Here is a 20,869-nt window from a genome sequence, read left to right as displayed (position 1 = left end):
CGGGTTGCACGCCGGGGTCACGGGGTCTCGAAGCCAAGCTCTTGCTTGATCTGGCGCTTGAGGATCTTTCCGTTGGCATTGCGCGGCAGCGGCTGCTCGCGCAGCGTATAGCTTTCGGGGCACTGGTAATCGGCCAGTTGCGCCGCGCAATGCGCCACCAGCGCGGCCTCGTCCACCGCGCCCGGGGTGATCGACACCACCGCGTGCACCCGCTCGCCCAGAATTGGGCAGGGCTTGGCGACCACCGCCGCTTCGATCACGCCGGAACAGGCGGTCAGAACGCTTTCCACCTCGGCCGTGAACACCTTGTGGCCGCCGCGGTTCACCAGGTCCTTCTTGCGGTCGTGGACATAGACGAACCCGTCGGCATCGACCGATCCGATGTCGCCCGATTTCCAGAACCCCGCCACGAATTCGCGTGCGTCCGCCTCGGGGTTGCGCCAGTAGCCCGGCACCACCATCGCGCCGCGGATCCAGATCTCTCCGGGCGCGCCCGCGGGCACCTCGCGGCCCGCGTCATCCATCACGCAGATCTCGGCGCCGGGCATGGGGCGGCCGACCGAAAGGCGGCGGTGCGCGGTCTGGTCTGCGGGCATGATCGTCGCGGGTGATGTGACCTCGGTCGCGCCATAGGCGTTCATCAGCCCCAGACCCGGCAGGGCCGCGGCCAGCCGTTCGATGGTGGCGGCGGGCATCGGCGCGCCGCCGTAGCCGCCCACCCGCCATGCGGACAGGTCATAGTCCGACAGGTCGGTCTGGTGCAGGCAAAGGTTGTACATCGCCGGCACCATCAGCGAACAGGTCATCCGCTCTGTCGCGGCACAGTCCAGGAAATGCGCCGCCTTGAACGCGCGCTGGATCACGATGGTGCCGCCCGCCCGGATCAGCGTGTGGATCCCCGCGATCAGGCCGGTGACATGGTTCATCGGCACCACGACGATGGTCCGGTCCTCTGGACCCAGCGCCATCGTGCGCACGAAATTGGTCGCGGAATGGACGATGCCCAGCCCGGTAAGGGTCGCGCCCTTGGGCACGCCGGTCGTGCCGGAGGTATAGAGGATCGTTGCCACGTCCTCTTCGTCCGCTTCGGCGGGCTCGGTCGCGGCGGGGTCGGCGGCGCGCAGGCTCTCGTAGTCGGAAAAGCCCGATGCCGGCCCCACGGCGATGCGCGCGCGCAAATCCGGCGTCTCGCCGGGCGGCGGCACGATGTCGGCCAGATCGCCTTCGGCAATCAGTGCCACGGCCTGTGAATTCACCAGCGCGTGGCGGATCCCCGGCCTCTGGTCGCGAATGCTCAGCGGGACGGTGATCGCGCCCAGACGCGCGGCGGCGAAGGTGACGACGACAAAGGGCACGCCGTTGCCCAGAAGCATCGCCACGCGGTCGCCCTGCGCCACGCCCAGCGCGGCAAGACCCGCGGCCACATGCGCGATCTCTGTGTCGAGCGCGGCATAGGTCAGCCGGGTGTCGCCACTGACCAGCGCGGTGTTCAGCGGGTGTGCGGCCACCGCCTCTTGCAGCATCGCGTGAACGGTGCGCGGGCGCGTGGCATAGCAGGCGACGACGCGATCGCCGAAGTGATGCTCGCGGCGCAACTGCGGATCGGCGCTCATGATGCGACGTCCCTGCGCAGGGTCCGGCGCGCCCGGCGTGGCAAAGCGGCGCGGCGCATCATGCCTCCCCCTGGCCAAGGTCGGCCAGGCGGGACGCGACCCCGTCGATAGGCGCATCGAGCGGCAGCCCAGCCTGAATGTAGCCGCGGCGGAAATCGTCGATGTGGCGGCGCATCCAGTCGCGCGCGCGGTTGGGGTCGCGGGCGCGGATCGCATCGATCACATGGGCGTGCGCCACCACCTGCCGCGCCATGGCCTGCGGCAATTCGGGGATCAGCGCGTCGATCCCGCTGTAGAGCAGGAACCCGATGGGCTCGCGCGCGAGTTGCAGTACACGGTTCTTGCTGGCGGCGGCCACCCGCGAATGAAAGGCGGTGTCGATCTCGACCGAGACGCGGCCTTCGCCCTCCGCCGCCTCGAGCGCGGCCTGCATCTCGTCGAGCGCGGCCAGGTCGTCCCGGTCGGCATGTTGCGCGGCTAGGGCCGCCGCCAGCGGTTCGGTCGCGACGGCCACATGCCACAATTCGTCAAAAGTGACATCCAGCATGCTCAGCGCGCGTGTCTGGCGCGACGACAGTTCGGCCATGCGTGGAATACTGACCGCCATCTTGCGCGGCGAGATGCGACGGACGAACCCTTCGCATTCCAACCGGCGGATCCCCTCGCGCACGGTGGATCGGTTGACGCCGAACATGCCCGCCATCTCGACCTCGCCCGGCAAAGTGTCGCCGGGCTTCAGCGAGCCGCTCAGGATCTGCGCCTCGATCTCGTTCGAGACCTGTTCATAGGCGTGCTGGACACGCAGGGCTTTGGGTTTAAGCGCCATCGTCACCGGGTCGCCTCTGTCTCGATGCGGTGCGGAGGGTCCTCGTGGCTTGCATCCTGGCTTGCATCGTGTCGCCGCCCCTTCGTCAGGCCTGCGCCGCCGGTTTGGCGTCGATCACGTTGACCTTGATGATCTCGCCACGCTCGATGACGCATTCGCGCTGCAACAGGTCCAGCGAATGGCTCAGTTCCGACTGCGCGATCAGCACCGAAAGCCCCTCGCCCCGCAGCGATGTGATCACTTCCGATATCCGCTTGGCCAGCGCGGGCGCGACGCCCTCGAACGGCTCGTCCAGCAGCAGCACCCGACGGCCCGCGATCAGCGCACGGCCCAGCGCGACCATCTTTTGCTGCCCGCCCGACAGCAACAACGCCTTGCGCGCGGCCATCTGCGTCAGTTCCGGCATCAGGTCATAAACGAAGGCAAGCCCGGTATCGCCGTCGATGTCGCTGTTGGCCCATGCGGGCAGCAGCATGTTTTCCTCGACCGTGAGGTCCGGCACCAGACGCCGATCCTCGGGCATGTAGCCGAACCCGAGGCGCGCGCGCTCGCGGGGCGGCATCTGGGATATGTCCTCGCCGTTCCACGACACGCGGCCCCCCGCCAGATTGGCCAGCCCGGTGATCGTGCGCATAACGGTGGTCTTGCCCGCGCCGTTGCGCCCCACCAGCCCGAGGCGTTCGCCATTGCCCAACTCAAAGCTGACGCCGCGCAGGATGGGCGCGGCCTGAATGGTGACTTCGACGTTCTCAAGGGTCAGGGTCATGCCGGCGCCCCCGTCACGTAGCGGCGCACATCGGCGTCCGACAGCACCTCGTCGGGGGCGTCGTCGGCGATGATGCGGCCATCGTAGAAGGCCAGAACCCGTTCGGAATAGCGCGTCACGATATCCATGTCATGCTCCACGAAGATCACTGTCACCCCCTCGGCGCGCAGGGCCTCTATCACCAGATCCATGATCGGGAATTTCTCGTCCGCCGCCACGCCCGAGGTGGGTTCATCGAGCAGCATCACCTTGGTGTCCCCGGCCATCGCCATCGCGATATCCAGCAGTTTCTTGACCCCGCCCGACAGTTCCGGGATCAGCCTGTGGCGGTGCTCGGCGATGCGGAATCGCTCCAGCGTGGCGACGGCGCGTTCGCGGGCCCGGGCGTCATGCGCGCTGCGCAGGAACGACGGGCGGCCGCTGGCGTGAATGGCGCCGGCCACCAGCATGTTTTCCTCGACCGTCAGTTCGTTGCAAAGCTGCGCGATCTGGAACGAGCGGTGAATGCCCAGCCGCGTGATCTGGCGCGGTGCGAGCCCGGTGATGTTGCGCCCGCCAAAGGTGATCGACCCGGAATCGGGTTTGATATAGCCGGTGACCATGTTGACGAAGGTCGTCTTGCCCGCGCCATTGGTCCCGATCAGCGAATAGACCGCTCCCTCGGGCACAGACACCGATATGTCCTGAGCCGCGGTGACCGCGCCGAAAGACTTCTGCACGTCGCGGACATCCAGTACCGATTGGCTCATGTCGCGTCCTCCTTGCGGCGGCGCACCAGCGATCCCAGCCCGTTGGGCAGCATGACGATGACCGCAAGCAGGAAGATGCCAAGCGCCAGTTGCCAGGTGTTGGGAAAGTAGAGGTTGGAAAACGACCGCACCATTTCGAGGATGATCGCCGCCACGAAGACCGCCGGGACCGACAGGTAGCCCGCGAGGATCGCCACGAAGACGAACTCGCCCGAGGTCGTCCAGAACGCGAACTCCGGATCGACGTGGCCCAGCGCCAGCACGGCGATGGTTCCGCCGATGCCGCCCAGGACCGCGCCGAAGACATAGGTATAGCTCATGACGTTGCGCACCGACGCGCCGAGGTATTCGACCCGCAGTTCGTTGTCGCGGGTGGCCAGCGTGATCAACCCCTGTTCGCTGTCGAAAAAGATCCGCATCAGGGTGCCCGCGATCACCACCAGCGCCGTGACATAGATGTAGAGCGCCGTCTGCAGCGGGCGGCCTTCGGGCGCCCAGCCCAGAAATGTGGGGGCCGCGATGTTCAGCCCGTCGGTGCCGCCGATAAAGGACATCTTGGACAGCGATCCGTACAGCACCATCGACAGCGCCAGCGACAGCATCGCAAAGAAGATCCCCCGGTAATTCGCCAGCAGGGGGCCGAAGGCCGCGCCCACCAGCAGGCAGACACCCGCGCTGAGCAGCGTCAGCAGGAAGATGTCGGAGACCCCGAAGCTGCCTGCGACGAGTGTCGCGGTATAGGCGCCGAGGCAATAGTAGAGCCCCTGCCCGAACGACACGAGGCCGCCGCGCATCATGCCGACGATACCGAGGCAGACCAGCCCCTTGGCCAGCGCCATCGCAAACAGGAACATCGCCCAGTCGGGCAGGATCACGGAGCCAGCGGCGAGCACGGCAAACGCCCCGAACGCACTGAGCAGGAGGTTGGAACGCATCATATCTTTCTCGCCTGTGTTTTCGCGAACAGTCCTTCGGGCCGGAACAGCAGCACGATGGCCATCACGAAATAGATGATGAACAGCTCGGCCTCGGGCACGAGGTGGACCGACGCCGCGCGGCTGATCCCGACCATCACGGCCCCGATGGCCGCGCCCGGCACGGACCCCAGCCCGCCGATGATGACCACCGCAAAGGCCACGATGATCACATTCACCCCAAGCCCCGGCGTGACCGAGATCATCGGCGCGGTCAGCGCGCCGCCAAGCGCCGCGAGGAACGCCCCGGCCATGAAGGCGCCCAGGTAGATGCGCGGCACGTTCACACCCATTGTCTCGCTCATTTCCGAATCGTGGATCACGGCCAGAACGATCTTGCCGATCTTGGTACGGTTGAGCGTGAGCCAGACCGCCAGCCCGACCACGATGGCCGCGCCGATCACCGCGAAGTCGTAGCCGACATAGAACAGCGGCCCGATCTCGACATCGCCCAGAAGGGTGTAAGGCTCATACACGAAATAGGGGTTCACGCCCCAGATCAGCTTCATCACGTCCTCGAGGATCAGGAACACGGCATAGGTCACCAGCACGTTCAGCACCTCGTCGCGACCGTAAAAGAACCGCAGCAGACCGCGTTCCAGCAGCGGCCCCAGCACCAGCGCCACGAGAACGGCGGCAAGGATCAGGGCGGCGTAGCTGCCCCACGGCACGGCGTCACCGCCCGCGGCGAAATACAGCCCGACCAGCGAAGCCGAGGCATAGGCGCCGATGGCGTAGAGGCTGCCGTGCGCGATGTTGAGAATATTGAGCACGCCGAAGACGAGCGTCAGGCCGACGGAGACGATGAACAGCCAACCGGCGTATATCAGCCCATCGACCAGGATGGTGGCGACTAAGTCCATAACTCGGGGATCCGTGGGTTTGGTCGGGAAGGAACGCCCGCCGCGACAGGGGTGGCGGCGGGCGGGTGGGTCAGGGCTTCAGGCCTCAGTCACACTTGGCGCCGGGGAACCCCTGGGCCAGCCATTCCTGCGCCTTCATACCCTCGGGCGGGTTGACGCACCGCGCATCAAAGTACTCCACGTCGACCAGTTCCATCCGCCCTTCCTCGGCATTCCACTTGGTCGTGCCGATGGCGTTGGGTTGGATCGCCTGGTGTCCGTCGGCCAGGGCCATCTCGATGTGACCCGAAGGCGCATCCCACTCCAGCCCCTTCATCGCCGCGGCCAGTTGCTCGTCCGTGGGCTTGGTGCCGCCATTGTCGGCCATCGCCTTTTCGACGGCCGTCTTGAGACCCAGCAGCGCCTGCCACATCCGGAACGGCGCCTGCACCGGGAACACGCCGTATTCCGCCTCGTAGGCGTCCCACAACGTGTCGGTCAGCTCCTGCAATTCGCCGCCGCGCGCCTTGGCCGCCAGGCCGTTGACGCCGCGCGCGCCAAGGATGACGCCGTCGGGCATCTTGTCCTGCAACTGCGGGATGACGTGATCGCCCGCCGCCAGCGCCAGTTGCGAGCGTTCATGCAGCCCGCGCGCCGTGGCCTGGATCAAGAACCCCTGCAGATCGCCGCCCCAGTTCGAGGAGTGCACGACCGCCGCGCGTTCGCGCAGCAAGGCGGAGATCTCGGTGCCGTACTGGCCCGCGCCGAATTTCGGGAACAGGGCGGTCTTGACCTCCGCATCCGGGAAAAGCTGCGCCATCGAGCCGGTGAAATCCGCCCAGCTGTCCTGGCCCCAGGCGTAGTCCTGGTTCAGGCCGGCAAAGCTCGGCACGTCGAAATTGCGCGACTTGAGGTAGCGCGCCAGGCTGACGTTATCCATGGTCGCGTGCGCCGCGGTGCGGAACACGTACTCGAAACTGCCGTCCTCGAACACGCGCGGCGTGCCGCAATCGTAGAGGATGGTGAAGGCCTTGAGTTCATCCGCCACCGGCGGGATCGCCAGGCAATCGCCCGAGGACACGTAGCCCACGACCGCATCGACCTCTTCGCGCTGCACCAGGTTGCGGAATTCCTGTACCTGCTTGGTCGCGCCGCCCGCCTCGTCCACGACGACGACTTCGATGTTCAACCCGCCAAAGCCCTTGGTGTCGTAGGGCGCGGGCATCTTGCCGCCTTCGTTCAACATCTCGACCAGCAGCTTGCCGCCGTTCCAGGCCGGCACGCCAAAGCTTTCCGCCGCCTGCCCCGACAGGAAGGTGATCACCCCGATCTTGAAGGTGTCGTCCTGTGCCGCCGCGGGCCCGGCCAGTCCGGCCGCCACGGTCAGTGCGGCCAATGCGCCGCCCATTCTTGTGCTCTTCATCGTCATTGTCTCCTCCCTAAGACAGTCACGGATGCCATGATCCGTTCCCAGTTGGTGCCGCGCCGCGCAACAGGTTGCGGGCACGGATCAATCGGTCTGCGGCCGGTGTCCTCCTCCCGGACTGGGCCGCGCCGATCGTTATTGTCTGTTTGTACGACACTGTTGCGCGGATGCCGTTGCGTCAACAAGATTCTTGCAGTGACCCCGCCGAACCGAAATGCCGAAACGCCGTGCCCGCAACCGCCCGCGACTGGACGCAGTCAATGCAGGATCGCAGTGTTGCATATTGATTTTCATCAATTTTTCGAAAAATTACGCCGGGTGCGCCCGGGCCTGCCATTGCGGGCCGCACCGAGCCCCAAAACGGTCGGGACGCGCACGCGCGCGCCATGCACACCCGTGCCCCTTGCCGCCGTCACAGCGCGGTCGCGGGCACGAGAATCACCATTCACCGTGCCGAACGCGCCGCCCCGTCGCTTAGCGTTGCCCGATCTTCATGTCCCGGAACAGCGTCTTGAATTCACGCGGTTGAGAACGCCAGTACTGCTTTGGAGCCGACACCTCCGCGCCCAGTTCGGCGGCGGCGTGCCACGGCCAACGCGGATCGTAGAGCATCCCGCGCGCCAGCGCCACGGCATCGGCCTTTCCGGTGGCCAGGATCTCTTCGGCCTGCGCAGGATCGGTGATCAGGCCAACGGCGATGGTCGCAAGACCGGTCTCGGCCTTGATCCGTTCGGCAAAGGGCACCTGATAGCCCGGCTCAAGCTTGATCTGCTGCCGGGGCGACACCCCGCCCGAGGTGACGTGGATCGCGGCCGCGCCCCGATCCCGGACCGCTGCCGACAGCGCCAGCGTGCCGTCCATGTCCCAGCCGCCCGGCACCCAGTCGGTGGCCGAGACACGGATCCAGACAGGAATTTCTGAGGGCACGGCCGCCTTGACCGCGTCGAACACCTCGAGCGGGAACCGCATCCGGTTGTCCAGACTGCCGCCGTAGGCATCGTCGCGCCGGTTCGCCAGCGGCGACAGGAACTGATGCAGCAGATAGCCATGCGCCATGTGAAGCTCGATGCCGCCAAGGCCAAGCCGGACCGCGCGCTGCGCCGCGCGCACGAAATCCGCCTTGACCCGCGCAAGCCCCGCCGCGTCCAGCGCCACGGGACTGTCCTCGCCCTCCGCATGGGGCAGCGCCGACGGCGCTTCGGTCTTCCAGCCGTCCGGCGCATCGGGCGCGATCTGCGCGCCGCCGTCCCAGGGGGCAAAGCTCGATCCCTTGCGCCCGGCGTGCGACAGCTGGATCGCGACCGGCATGTCGGAATACCGCGCGATGGCGGTCAGGACCCGCGCCAGCGCCGCTTCGTTGTCGTCCGAATAGAGCCCCAGGTCCTGCGGCGAAATCCGACCTTCCGGCGAGACCGCGGTCGCTTCGAGGATCAGCAGCCCGGCGCCGGACAACGCCAGGTGCCCCAGGTGGATCAGATGCCAGTCCTGGGCGTTGCCGTCGATGGCGGAATATTCGCACATCGGCGCGATGACGATACGGTTTTCCAGCGTCAGATCGCCAAGCGACAGCGGTTGAAAGAGGTGGTTCATTTGGGGGGAATCCTATTTCGGGGGTTGGGGCCGCGCGGTCGCGCGCGGGCCGGGTGAGAACGGTTTGGAGTGGGAGCGCGCGGCCCTGTGCGGACCTGGCGGTGCGCCTACCACGCGGCTTCGTAGATGGCGCGGGCATCGCGCTCGGACAGGGCGCGCGGGTTGTTCACCAGCAGCCGCCCCTGAAGCATCGCATCCGAGGCCATCTTGCCGATCGCGTCCTTGGGAATGTCGACGTCGCGCAACCGCGGCGGCAGGCCCAGCCGCCGCGCCAGATCCGCGAGGGCATCGATGAAGGCGACGGTGCGCGCCTGCGATCCCTCGACCCCGGCCAGATGCGGAAAGGCGTCCGCCGCGATCTCGGCATACAGCGCGCCGGCGTCGGGCGCATTGAAGCGCAGCACATGCGGCAGCACCAGCGCGTTCGACAGGCCGTGCGGGATGTGGAAGGTGCCGCCGATGGGATAGGCCAGCGCATGCACCGCGGCCACGGGCGAATTGGCAAAGGCCTGCCCCGCCAGCATCGAGCCCAGCAGCATCGCCTCGCGCGCGTTCCGGTCGCCGCCCTGCGCCACGGCGGTTTCTATGTTGGCCCCCAGCAGCCGCAGCGCCTCGCGCGCGAGCAGTTTCGACATCGGGTTGTTGTTGGCGTTCCGCGAGGCATAGGCCTCGATCGCGTGGACCATCGCATCGACGCCGGTGGCGGCCGTGATCGCGGCGGGCAGGCCCATCGTCAGCTCGGCATCCAGCACTGCGATGTCGGGCAGGATCACGGGCGACGACACGCCGCGCTTTTCCTCGGCGCCCACGGTGATGATCGACACCGGCGTCACCTCTGACCCGGTGCCGGCGGTGGTCGGCACCAGAACCAGCGGCAGGCGCGGCCCCTTGGCCTGCGCCACGCCCCAGGCTTCGTCCAGATCCTCGCCCGAGCCGAGCAGCAGCGCGGCCAGCTTGGCCACATCCTGCGAGGATCCGCCGCCAAAGCCCAGCACCCCGGTCACGCCCGCCGCGCGCCCCGCCTCGACCGCCGCCATCAGCGTCGCGCGCGAGGGGTCGGCCTCGACCGCGTCGAAGATCGTGACCGCGTGGCCCGCCGCGCGCAGCGATGCGATGGCCGGATCGCACAGACCCAGGTCGCGCAGCCCCGGATCGGTGACCAGCAGGCATGACGCCCCCAGGGTGGCCCCCGCCACGTCGGCAAGCCGCGCCGCCGCCCCGGTTTCAAAGACGATGGATTTCGTGGTGTTGAAGGTGAAGGGTGTCACGGCGGGGTCTCCTGTGGCTGTCTGCATCACGGCGGCCCGGCAAGGGCGCAGCCGTGCCACGATGGACCGTCGCGCGGCGCGAGGTCCAGAGGTAATTGCGGCCCGCCTGATCGGCCCATGCGGCACAACGCCCGGCGAACCCATAGAAAAAAGGGGCCCCGAAGGACCCCTCAAAGTTTCGCCGTTCAGGCTCAATGTGTTAACCGCTCGGTATTTTTCTGCCTGCGGCCTGAACGTCGTCGGGGGCGAGCGCACCCGCCCCGTGTCAGGTGGGAAGGAACAAAGTACCGTTCCCACCCATCTCGTCGGGGATCTGGCGCCTTGGGTCTGGCCAGATCCCCTGCACGCCCCCTCGTGGTACGGGGGCGCGTGATCTCTCTTAGCTACACCCCGACGTGCCGCCGCAGGTGTTGCACTTCATGCAGGTGCCGTTGCGCACCAGCGTGTAGTTGCCGCATTCGCCACAGGCCTCGCCCTCGTAGCCCTGCATCTTGGCCTTGGTGCGCGCATCCAGGCTGACCGCGCCCGACGACACCGAGGTGCTGGCCGCCATCGCCACCGCCACGTTGCCGGTGGCGACTTCGGGCACCAGCGTGTGCAGCGCGCTGGACGCGTCGATCGCCCCTGCCCCGCCTTGCAGCACCACCAGTTCCTGCGGCAGTCGGTTGCGCAGATAGCCGGTCGAGCTGATCTGGCGCAGCACTTCGAGCGACTTGCTCGCCGCGCTGTCGCTCAGCTCGGAGACGTTCTGCACGCCTTCCTCTTCCTCGCCGCGACCGATGCTGTCGAAGGACGCGCCCTCGGGCTGCACATGCGCCAGGTCGGTGCGGTCGAGGTAGCTGACCGCCAGTTCGCGGAAGATATAATCGAGGATCGAGGTCGCGTTCTTGATCGTCTCGTTGCCCTGCACCATGCCCGCCGGTTCGAACTTGGTAAAGGTGAAGGCGTCGACGAACTCCTCCAGCGGCACACCGTATTGCAGGCCGACGCTGACCGCGATGGCGAAGTTGTTCATCATCGCCCGGAACCCCGCGCCCTCCTTGTGCATGTCGATGAAGATCTCGCCAAGGTTGCCGTCTTCGTATTCGCCGGTGCGCAGATAGACCTTGTGCCCGCCGACCATCGCCTTCTGGGTATAGCCCTTGCGGCGCTGCGGCATCTTTTCGCGGTGCGACTTCACGATTTCCTTGACGATCACCTTCTCGACGATCTTCTCGGCCAGCACCGCAGCCTTTTCGTGCAGGGAGCCCGATTCCAGCGTCTCGGCCGCCTCGTCGTCGTCCTCGACCAATGCGGCCGCCAGCGGCTGGCTGAGCTTGGAGCCGTCGCGGTAGAGCGCGTTGGCCTTGACACCCAGCGACCAGCTGAGTTCGTAGGCTTTCTGGCAATCCTCGATCGTGGCGTCGTTGGGCATGTTGATCGTCTTGGAGATCGCACCCGAGATGAACGACTGCGCGGCGGCCATCATGTGGATGTGGCTGTTGACGCTCAGATACCGCTTGCCGGTCTTGCCGCAGGGATTGGCGCAATCGAAGATCGACAGGTGCGCCTCTTTCAGGTGCGGCGCCCCTTCGAGCGTCATCGTCCCGCAGACGTGATCGTTGGCCGCGTCGATGTCCTTTTTCGAGAACCCGAGGCTGCGCAGCAGATCGAAGGTGGGATCGTTCAGCTTGTCCGCCGGAATGCCCAGCACGTTGGTGCAGAATTCCTCGCCCAGCGTCCACTGGTTGAAGACAAAGCGGATGTCGAAGGCCTGCGCCAGCGCCGCGTCGACCTTGGCCAGTTCGTTGGGGCCGAACCCGTGGCCCGCCAGCGTGGTGTGATTGATCGACGGCGCGTTGCCGATACTGCCGTGACCCACGGCGTGGCTGACGATTTCCTCGATCTGGGCAGAGCCGTAGCCCAGCTTTTCCAGGGCCGCCGGAACCGACTGGTTGATGATCTTGAAGTATCCGCCGCCGGCGAGCTTCTTGAATTTGACCAGCGCGAAATCGGGCTCGATTCCGGTGGTGTCGCAATCCATCACGAGGCCGATGGTGCCGGTGGGCGCGATGACGGAGGTCTGCGCGTTGCGGTAGCCGTGCGCCTCGCCCAGCTTCAGCGCCTCGTCCCAGGCGGACATGGCGACATCGACCAGCCCCGGTTGCGGGCAGTTGCCATGATCGAGCGGCACCGGCTTGACCGCCAGCGCCTCGTAGCCCGCCGTTTCGCCATAGGCGGCGTTGCGGTGGTTGCGGATGACGCGCAGCATGTGCTCGGCGTTCCTGGCATACCCAGGGAAGGCGCCCAGTTCGCCCGCCATTTCGGCGGAGGTGGCATAGGACACGCCCGTCATGATCGCGGTCAGCGCACCGCAAAGCGCGCGGCCTTCGTCGCTGTCATAGGAATAGCCCATGTTCATCAGCAGCCCGCCGATGTTCGCATAACCCAGCCCCAGCGTGCGGAAGTCATAGGACCGCTGCGCGATCTCCTTGGAGGGGAACTGCGCCATCATCACGGAGATTTCCAGCGTCACGGTCCAAAGGCGGGCCGCGTGCATGTAATCCTCGACCATGAATTCGCCATCCCGCAGGAAGGTCAGCAGGTTCATCGATGCGAGGTTGCAGGCGGTATCATCGAGGAACATGTACTCCGAACAGGGGTTGGAGCCGCGGATCGCGCCATCTTCGGGGCAGGTGTGCCAGTCGTTGACGGTGTCGTGGTACTGAATGCCCGGATCGGCACAGGCCCAGGCGGCATGGCCGACCTGCTCCCACAGATCGCGGGCCCGGATCGTCTTGGAAACCTTGCCGTCAACCCGGTCGATCAACTGCCAGTCGGCATCCTTTTCCACCGCCGTCAGAAAGGCGTTGGTGACGCGGATCGAGTTGTTGGAGTTCTGACCCGAGACGGAGTTGTAGGCCTCGCTGTCCCAATCGGTGTCGTAGGTCGGGAATTCGATGCTGGTGTGGCCCTGCTTGGCGTAATCCAGCACGCGCTTGACGTAAGTCTCGGGGATCGCGACCTTTTTCGCTTCGCGGATCGCCTGCTTGAGCTGCTCGTTCTTGGCGGGGTCATAGGCGTCGGCCGCGGCACCGTCCCAGCCCTTGATCGCGGCGAACAGCAGGTTCAGCTTTTGCTCGTGCATCTTGGAGCCGGCGACGATGCTCGCCACCTTCTGCTCTTCGAGCACCTTCCAGTTGATGAAATCCTGAATATCGGGGTGGTCGGCATCCACGATCACCATCTTGGCCGCGCGGCGGGTGGTGCCGCCCGATTTGATGGCCCCTGCGGCACGATCGCCAATTTTCAGAAAGCCCATCAAACCGGACGACTTGCCGCCGCCCGACAGCTTCTCGCCCTCTCCGCGGAGCGATGAAAAGTTGGTGCCCGTACCTGAGCCATACTTGAAAAGACGTGCCTCGCGGACCCACAGGTCCATGATGCCGCCGTCGCCCACCAGATCGTCGCGCACCGATTGGATGAAGCAGGCGTGCGGCTGCGGATGCTCGTAGGAGGATTTCGACCGTGTCAGCTTGCCGGTCTTGTAGTCCACATAATAGTGGCCCTGCGCCGGACCGTCGATGCCGTAGGCCCAGTGCAGGCCGGTGTTGAACCACTGCGGGCTGTTGGGGGCTGCGCGCTGGCTGGCCAGCATGTGGCGCATCTCGTCGTAATAGGCCTGGGCGTCTTCCTCGGTGGTGAAATAGCCACCCTTCCAGCCCCAGTAGGCCCAGGCGCCGGCCAGTCGGTCGAACACCTGCTTGGAGGAAGTCTCGCCGCCCATCTCGGTGTCGTCGCCGTCGGGCACCGACCGCCACAGGAATTCGGGAACGCCCTTTTCCTTGACCTTTTTCAAGCGCGCGGGAACACCGGCCTTGCGGAAATACTTCTGCGCGATCACGTCGCTGGCGACCTGGCTCCAGCCCTGGGGCACTTCGACATTGTCGAGCTTGAACACGACGGTGCCATCGGGATTGCGGATTTCGGAGACCGTGGAGACGAAATCCAGATCCGCATAGGCGTCCTGACCGGCTTTTGTGAATTTACGTTCAATTTTCATGTCGCTGCCTCATTTCCAGCTTCTTCAACCCCAGAGCCGTTCCCGTCATTGCGGATCGTCCCCACCTTTTTCGCCCAATGACGCCCGGCCGCACGCTCCACCCCGGCCCCATGAAACATGAGACTGCGGTGTCATCAGATGTGATGTTATGGTCGTGTTTTTCGTCCCTGCGCCCCGGAGCCGCCCTGCGTGTTTTATCACTACATCTTGTGGCGTTACCGTCGGCCTCCACAACCTGACGTATTTGGACGGGTTGGGTCAACGCGTTTTTTGCGAAATTTTCAAAACTTCTGACTTGACCGGATTGCTTTCATCAATGCGCCCCGATGGTCACGTGATTCAGGCACAGGGCTATCCACATGCCACCGGTTGCGCCCCTGCCCCGGTCGCCATCGGAAAACCCAAACATAACTGGCGCTTTGGGGGGACGCGCTCGCCGTGGCACTGAAATTACCCACAGTCCGCACCCCGCGTCGCGGGGCCTATGGGGCGGGGTGCGGGCCGCGGACCGAAATGCGCAAAAATGTAACACCGGCGTGTCACCGGCCCTGCGCCGCGATGTTTGCGGCACACTCCATAGTGGCCGAGACCCCTTTGATGCCGAGAGTCAGCACAAGATGTAGTGGAGTTGTCATCGCGGGGGGATTCGGGTGACTCACGCTCCGGCGGTGCATTCGTGTCGTGCTGTCGCCTCGCGATCGCTCTGCCGAGGGGCGGATCCGTCCGGCCATGCCGCCGCGATCGGGGCGGGCGACCGGCAAGATCATCGCCACGCCCCCCGCCAATCGTCATGCCTTTGCAGCGTCGCGCGATGCCGGCCCGTATGGGTGACATCGCACGACAGGGCCAACGCCCCCAAACCGTCAGGTCACTGCGCGACGCAATCGGCAAAGTAGCGGGTCACGCCATCGCTGCCGACCTCTTGCACAAGGCCGTGGATATCGGTTTCGAACCCCGGACATTCGCGCGCGAACTCGCGGTTGAACTTCAGGTATTCGACGATCTTCCTGTTGAACACCTCGCCGGGGACCAGCAGCGGAATTCCCGGCGGATAGGGCGTGACGAGGCTGGTGGTGATGCGGCCCTCCAGTTCGTCGATCGGCACGCGCTGGGTCGTGCGCTGCGCAATATGCGCAAAGGCGTCGCTGGGCTTCATCGCCGGGGTATGGTCGCTCAGGTAGATGTCGGTGGACAGGATCGCGACATCGTACTTGGCATAAAGCGTATGCACATGCTGGCACAATTCGCGCAGGCCCATCCCCTCGTAGCGCGGGTGCTTGGCACAGAATTCCGGCATGGTGCGCCACATCGGCTGGTTCTTGGCATAGTCGTCCTTGAACTGCTGCAACGCCGTCAGCAACGTGTTCCAACGGCCCTTGGTGATGCCGATGGTGAACATGATGAAAAAGCTGTAGAGCCCGGTTTTCTCGACGACGACGCCATGTTCGGCCAGGTATTTCGTCACGATGGACGCGGGAATACCGGTGTCCTCGAACCGTCCGTCAAGGTTCAGTCCGGGCGTGATGATCGTGGCCTTGATCGGATCGAGCATGTTGAAGCCCGGCGCCATGTCGCCAAAACCGTGCCAGCTTTCCTCGCCGTCCGCTTCCTGCACCCCGTCGGCGTCGGTGCGCCTGAGCACCCAGGTCTTCGAATCGTATTCACCTTCGGTGCCCAGATCATCGGGCCCCCAGACCTGGAACCACCAGTCGTCCTCGCCGAATTCGTCGTCGACCTTGCGCATGGCGCGGCGGAAATCGAGCGCCTCGGCGATGCTTTCCTCGACCAGCGCGGTGCCGCCCGGCGGCTCCATCATCGCCGCGGCGACGTCGCAGCTTGCGATGATGCTGTATTGCGGGCTGGTGGAGGTGTGCATGAGATAGGATTCGTTGAACAGGTGGCGGTCGAGCTTGGTGTTCTGGCTGTCCTGCACCAGCACATGGCTCGCCTGGCTGATGCCCGCCAGCAGCTTGTGGATCGACTGTGTGGCATAGGTCACCGATTGCATCGGCCGCTCGCGCCTGCGCCCCATGGCATGAAAGCTGCCGTAGAATGGATGAAAGGCGGCATGCGGCAGCCAGGCCTCGTCAAAGTGCAAATTGTCCACATAGCCATCCAGGACATCCTTGATCGCTTCGGTGTTGTAGAGCACGCCATCGTAGGTGGATTGCGTGAGCGTCATGATCCGCGGCTTGACCGTATCGGCGTCGATGCCCTCAAGCAGCGGATTGGCGCGGATCTTGGCCTTGATCGAGTCGATTTCGAATTCGGCCTTCGGGATCGGGCCGATGATGCCGTAGTGGTTGCGCGTCGGCTTGAGGAACACCGGCACCGCGCCCGTCATGATGATGCTGTGCAAGATGGATTTGTGGCAATTGCGGTCCACCACGACCACGTCGCCGGGGGCCACCGTGTGGTGCCAGACCATCTTGTTGCTGGTCGAGGTGCCGTTGGTCACGAAATAGCAGTGATCGGCATTGAAGATCCGCGCGGCGTTGCGCTCGGACGCGCCGATGGCGCCGTTGTGATCCAGAAGCTGGCCCAGCTCCTCGACCGAATTGCACACGTCCGCGCGCAGCATGTTTTCGCCGTAGAACTGGTGATACATCTGCCCGATCGGGCTTTTGAGGAAGGCCACGCCCCCTGAATGCCCCGGACAATGCCAGGAATACGACCCGTCTTCGGCGTAATCCAGCAGCGCCTTGAAGAACGGCGGCTGGATCCCTTCGAGATAGCTCTTGGCCTCGCGGATGATGTGGCGCGCGACGAATTCGGGCGTGTCCTCGAACATGTGGATGAAGCCGTGAAGCTCGCGCAGGATGTCGTTGGGCAGGTGGCGGCTGGTCTTGGTCTCGCCATAGATATAGATCGGCACGTCGGCGTTCTTCCAACGCACTTCCTCGATGAAATTACGCAGGTTCAGCACCGCCGGATCGAGATCCGGGCCGGGGCTGAACTCCTCGTCGTCGATCGACAGCAAAAAGGCGCTGGCGCGCGACTGCTGCTGCGCGAACTGCGACAGATCCCCGTAGCTGGTCACCCCCAACACTTCGAAGCCTTCGGTCTCGATGGCCTGTGCCAGGGCGCGAATACCCAGACCCGACGAGTTTTCGGATCGGAAGTCTTCGTCGATGATAACGATCGGGAAACGGAACTTCATATCTTTCTCCTTACGGACGAGCGGCAGGGACGACGGCACATCACGATTGAGATTGCCGCGATGTCCGGACCGCAGGATGGCCGGACTATGCTGATATTTTCGGCGCAGTGTCCATACGTCCGCAGGGCCACCGCGCGCCGCCCACCCCGATTGCCCCTGTACGGCCGCGCCGCGCCGGGGCAGCCCGCGCCGGGGCACCGACCGTGCGAGAGGTCCGCGGCCCCCGACAGGGACGGAGCCCGCCCCCGACCGCGCCGGACCAGCCCCCTTGCCGCGATTCGTTTTGCCGCGACTTGGCGCAATCACCACGGCATCCGGCGGCTTTGACGCTGCGTCGCCTTGCGCGCCTGGTGATTTTGCCCCGCGCCGGAGCCGTAAACACGCCGACCCTGCCGCCACCGAAAGAGAACTGGTCGCAAAATCCGTTACCGCGCCGAGGTTTGCGACGTAGGATCGCCCCAAGCGGCGCGCAGCATGGCCCCGCCCGGATACAGACGAGCGAGGGACGCGGACAGATGAAAAGATTTGGCCTCGATGCGACCGATATTCGCATCCTCTGCGCGGTGCAGCAGCATGGGCAACTGAGCAAGACCCGGCTGGCCGAGATCGCCAATATCTCTGCGACGCCCTGCTGGGCGCGCCTGGACCGGCTCAAGGCGGCGGGCTTCATTCGGGGATACCACGCCGACATCGCGCTCGAGCGTATCTGCGACGTGACGCAGGTCATTGTCACGGTCTCGCTGGCGCATCACCGCAAGCCCGACTTCGACCGCTTCGAGGCATTCGTGAAACAGCACGACGAGATCACGGAATGCATCGCCACGGGCGGCGGCATGGATTACGTGCTCAAGGTGGTCAGCGCGACCCTGGGGTCGTTTCAGACCCTGATGCAGGCGATGCTGGATGCCGAACTCGGGGTCGATCGGTACATGACGTACATCGCGACCCGGACCGTCAAGGACAGCCGGCCCAACCTTGCCCGGCTGGCGGCCAAGACCGCCGGTTGACGCACCGCGACCGAACGGTCCGAAACCGGCCCGTAAAACAGCCCGTTCAGCCCGAAGCAGGCCGAAATTCAGTCCGCACCGCCGGCCGTTTCGGATCTAGATATGCGCCAGGTTCAATCACTCTCCGGCCAATGCGGCCGGCGACAAGCAAGGGCGAAAAAGATGCACGCAGATGACTTCGGCTTTGGGACGCAGATCCGGAAATCACCCTATTTCGACGCCACCGTCCGGTGGGGCGCGCAAGGGTTTTCCGTCTACAACCACATGTATATCCCGCGCGATTTCGGCAATCCGGAGCAGAACTTCTGGTCCCTCGTCAACGACGCCATCCTGTGCGACGTCGCCGTCGAGCGGCAGGTCGAAATCACCGGCCCGGATGCCGCGCGCTTTGTTCAGATGCTGACCCCGCGCGATTTGTCAAAGATGGCCGTGGGGCAGTGCAAGTACATCCTGATCACGAATGCGCAGGGCGGTATTCTCAACGATCCGATCCTCCTGCGGCTGGCGGATAACCACTTCTGGATCTCCTTGGCCGACAGCGACATCCTGCTTTGGGCGCAGGGCGTCGCGGTTCATTCGGGGCTCGACGTCGCGATCACCGAACCGGACGTGTCGCCCTTGCAGTTGCAGGGCCCGAAATCGGGCGCGATCATGCAGGCGCTGTTCGGCGACAGCATCATGGACCTGCGGTACTACTGGCTGCGCGAGCTTGATCTCGACGGTATTCCGCTGATCGTGTCGCGCACCGGCTGGTCGAGCGAACTGGGCTACGAGATCTATCTGCGCGACAGCGCCCAGGGCGACGCGCTGTGGGAACGCATCATGGCGACAGGGATGGAATTCGGCCTGAAGCCCGGCCACACGTCCTCCATCCGCCGGATCGAAGGCGGCATGCTGTCGTATCACGCCGACGCTGACATCAACACCAATCCCTACGAGCTTGGACTGGACCGGCTGGTGAACCTCGACATGGAGGCCGACTTTATCGGCAAGGCCGCGCTGCACCGCATCCGCGAGCAGGGTGTCAGCAAAAAGCAGGTCGGTCTGATCATCGACTGCGCGCCGCTGAAAGGCCCGAACACGACCTTCTGGCCGATCAACAAGGACGGGACGACCATCGGCAAGGTCACCTCGGCGGTCTATTCGCCCCGGCTGGAGCGGAACATCGCGTTGGCCATGGTTGCGGTGGATTTCGCGCATATCGGCGCGGAGATCGAGGTCGTGACGCCCTCGGGTCCGACGCGGGCGACCGTTGTCGAGCGTCCGTTCTACGACCCCAAGAAGCAGCTGGCCGCGGCCTGAGCGCCCGAGCCGATCCGGAGACCCGACAGATGTCCGACCTTTCGATCCAGTTGCACTGGCAGCGATCCGAACCCGTTCTGCACAGCGGTAAATATTCGAATGCCCACACCGTGCAGTTCAACGATGCCTACGATGTCCAGGTCGATGCCGCCCCCGATTGGGGCGGCAACCCGGCCAACACCAACCCCGAACAGGCCCTCGCGTCGGCATTGTCGAGCTGTCACATGATGACCTTTCTGGCGCTCGCGGCAAAGGCCGGCTGGCCGGTGGCGGGATACAGCGATCACGCGGTCGCGCACCTGGGCAAGAACGCGCGGGGGCAAATGTCGGTGACCCGTATCGACCTGCATCCGATCGTGCGCTTCGACACCGGGTTTTCGCCCGATGGCGGCGAACTGGACAAGATGCAACACCGCGCGCACCGCTACTGCTTCATCGCCAACACCCTGGCCGACAGCGTTGAAATCAACATCCTGTAACCTCATCAAAGGACCGGACCCGATGGTTACCAGCGACATCCTGCTTCGCCATCTTGATGGCGACGGCATCCTGCGCCTTACCCTGAACGACACCCCAAGGCGCAATGCCCTGTCCGAGGCGATGATGACGCAATTGGGCGCGGCCCTGGCCGAGGCCGGCGCGGACGCGGCGGTCCGTGTCGTCATCCTGGCCGCCGTTGGCCCGGCCTTCTGTGCGGGCCACGACCTCAGGGAGATGACGGCGGGCCGCGCGGCCCCTGACGGCGGCCGGGCCTATTTCACGCGGGTCATGGCGCAATGCTCGGGCGTCATGCAAGCGGTGGTCAGGTGCCCGAAACCGGTCATCGCCGAGGTCGCGGGGGTCGCGACCGCGGCAGGTTGCCAGCTTGTCGCCAGTTGCGATCTGGCCGTCGCGGCGCAGACCGCGCACTTCAGCACGCCGGGGGTGCACATCGGGTTGTTCTGCTCCACGCCCATGGTCGCGCTGTCGCGCAACGTCGGCAACAAGCACGCGATGGAAATGCTGCTGACCGGCGACATGATCCCGGCGAAACGCGCGGCGGACATCGGGCTGATCAACGAGGCGGTCCCCGCCGACGCCCTGCGCGATACCACCGAGGAAATGGCGCGCAAGATCGCATCGAAATCCAGCATGACACTGGCCACCGGCAAACGCGCCTTTCATGCGCAGCGCGAATTGCCGCTGGCCGAGGCCTACGTCCACGCTTCGGCCGTGATGGTCGAGAACATGCTGACGCGCGACGCCGAGGAAGGCATCGGCGCTTTCATCGAGAAACGCGCGCCCCACTGGCAGGATGCCTGACC

General features: G+C 65.2%; 15 protein-coding genes. 4 read left to right on the top strand and 11 right to left on the bottom strand.

Going from position 1 to position 20,869, the window contains the following annotated elements:
* Window positions 1-17: 17 nt before the first annotated feature.
* The 11 genes from FDT80_RS17725 to FDT80_RS17675 all read right to left on the bottom strand — a co-directional run bounded on the left by FDT80_RS17725 (window position 18) and on the right by FDT80_RS17675 (window position 17,256).
* Window positions 18-1,613: a class I adenylate-forming enzyme family protein gene (locus FDT80_RS17725; protein WP_138663667.1), complete on the bottom strand. Its 1,596-nt coding sequence runs from the start codon at window positions 1,611-1,613 to the stop codon at window positions 18-20.
* Window positions 1,614-1,671: 58 nt separating this feature from the next.
* The gene (locus FDT80_RS17720; protein ID WP_138663666.1) at window positions 1,672-2,439 is read right to left on the bottom strand and encodes a FadR/GntR family transcriptional regulator; all 768 of its coding nucleotides are present in this window, start codon (window positions 2,437-2,439) and stop codon (window positions 1,672-1,674) included.
* A gap of 85 nt (window positions 2,440-2,524) precedes the next feature.
* Window positions 2,525-3,205 carry an ABC transporter ATP-binding protein gene (locus FDT80_RS17715; protein ID WP_138663665.1) on the bottom strand — a complete coding sequence of 227 codons (681 nt, stop codon included), beginning with the start codon at window positions 3,203-3,205 and terminating at the stop codon, window positions 2,525-2,527.
* Entirely contained in the window at window positions 3,202-3,954 is a 753-nt protein-coding gene (locus FDT80_RS17710) for an ABC transporter ATP-binding protein (RefSeq protein ID WP_138663664.1), read from the bottom strand. The genes FDT80_RS17715 and FDT80_RS17710 overlap by 4 nt, the downstream gene beginning before the upstream one ends.
* Window positions 3,951-4,892 (bottom strand): branched-chain amino acid ABC transporter permease, encoded by a 942-nt coding sequence (locus FDT80_RS17705; protein ID WP_212733878.1) that lies wholly within the window; start codon window positions 4,890-4,892, stop codon window positions 3,951-3,953. Before FDT80_RS17705 ends, FDT80_RS17710 begins: the two co-directional genes overlap by 4 nt.
* Window positions 4,889-5,791, bottom strand: coding sequence for a branched-chain amino acid ABC transporter permease (locus FDT80_RS17700; protein WP_138663663.1), 903 nt, complete (start codon window positions 5,789-5,791; stop codon window positions 4,889-4,891). The genes FDT80_RS17705 and FDT80_RS17700 overlap by 4 nt, the downstream gene beginning before the upstream one ends.
* Window positions 5,792-5,876: 85 nt before the next feature.
* Window positions 5,877-7,193 (bottom strand): ABC transporter substrate-binding protein, encoded by a 1,317-nt coding sequence (locus FDT80_RS17695; protein WP_212733877.1) that lies wholly within the window; start codon window positions 7,191-7,193, stop codon window positions 5,877-5,879.
* A 477-nt stretch (window positions 7,194-7,670) separates the two neighbouring features.
* Entirely contained in the window at window positions 7,671-8,786 is a 1,116-nt protein-coding gene (locus FDT80_RS17690; protein WP_138663661.1) for an NADH:flavin oxidoreductase/NADH oxidase, read from the bottom strand.
* 107 nt (window positions 8,787-8,893) lie between these two features.
* Window positions 8,894-10,054: an iron-containing alcohol dehydrogenase gene (locus FDT80_RS17685; protein WP_138663660.1), complete on the bottom strand. Its 1,161-nt coding sequence runs from the start codon at window positions 10,052-10,054 to the stop codon at window positions 8,894-8,896.
* Window positions 10,055-10,433: 379 nt separating this feature from the next.
* Complete coding sequence (locus tag FDT80_RS17680; RefSeq protein ID WP_138663659.1) at window positions 10,434-14,096, bottom strand: vitamin B12-dependent ribonucleotide reductase; 3,663 nt, start codon at window positions 14,094-14,096, stop codon at window positions 10,434-10,436.
* Between the two features lie 868 nt (window positions 14,097-14,964).
* The gene (locus FDT80_RS17675; RefSeq protein WP_138663658.1) at window positions 14,965-17,256 is read right to left on the bottom strand and encodes an arginine/lysine/ornithine decarboxylase; all 2,292 of its coding nucleotides are present in this window, start codon (window positions 17,254-17,256) and stop codon (window positions 14,965-14,967) included.
* Between the two features lie 515 nt (window positions 17,257-17,771).
* Here FDT80_RS17675 and FDT80_RS17670 point away from each other — a divergent pair.
* From FDT80_RS17670 to FDT80_RS17655, 4 genes are all read left to right on the top strand, one after another.
* On the top strand, window positions 17,772-18,263 hold the full coding sequence (locus FDT80_RS17670; protein ID WP_138663657.1) for an Lrp/AsnC family transcriptional regulator: 492 nt from the start codon (window positions 17,772-17,774) through the stop codon (window positions 18,261-18,263).
* 162 nt (window positions 18,264-18,425) lie between these two features.
* The gene (locus tag FDT80_RS17665) at window positions 18,426-19,565 is read left to right on the top strand and encodes a glycine cleavage T C-terminal barrel domain-containing protein (RefSeq protein WP_138663656.1); all 1,140 of its coding nucleotides are present in this window, start codon (window positions 18,426-18,428) and stop codon (window positions 19,563-19,565) included.
* Window positions 19,566-19,594: 29 nt separating this feature from the next.
* Window positions 19,595-20,044, top strand: coding sequence for an OsmC family protein (locus FDT80_RS17660; protein ID WP_138663655.1), 450 nt, complete (start codon window positions 19,595-19,597; stop codon window positions 20,042-20,044).
* A gap of 22 nt (window positions 20,045-20,066) precedes the next feature.
* A complete protein-coding gene (locus FDT80_RS17655) occupies window positions 20,067-20,867 on the top strand; it encodes an enoyl-CoA hydratase (RefSeq protein ID WP_138663654.1) in 801 nt (266 codons plus the stop codon).
* The last annotated feature ends 2 nt before the right edge of the window (window positions 20,868-20,869 follow it).

The organism is Sulfitobacter sabulilitoris (genome assembly GCF_005887615.1).
Classification (GTDB): Bacteria; Pseudomonadota; Alphaproteobacteria; order Rhodobacterales; family Rhodobacteraceae; genus Sulfitobacter_E; species Sulfitobacter_E sabulilitoris.
This window is presented reverse-complemented; position numbering and strand designations above follow the sequence as displayed.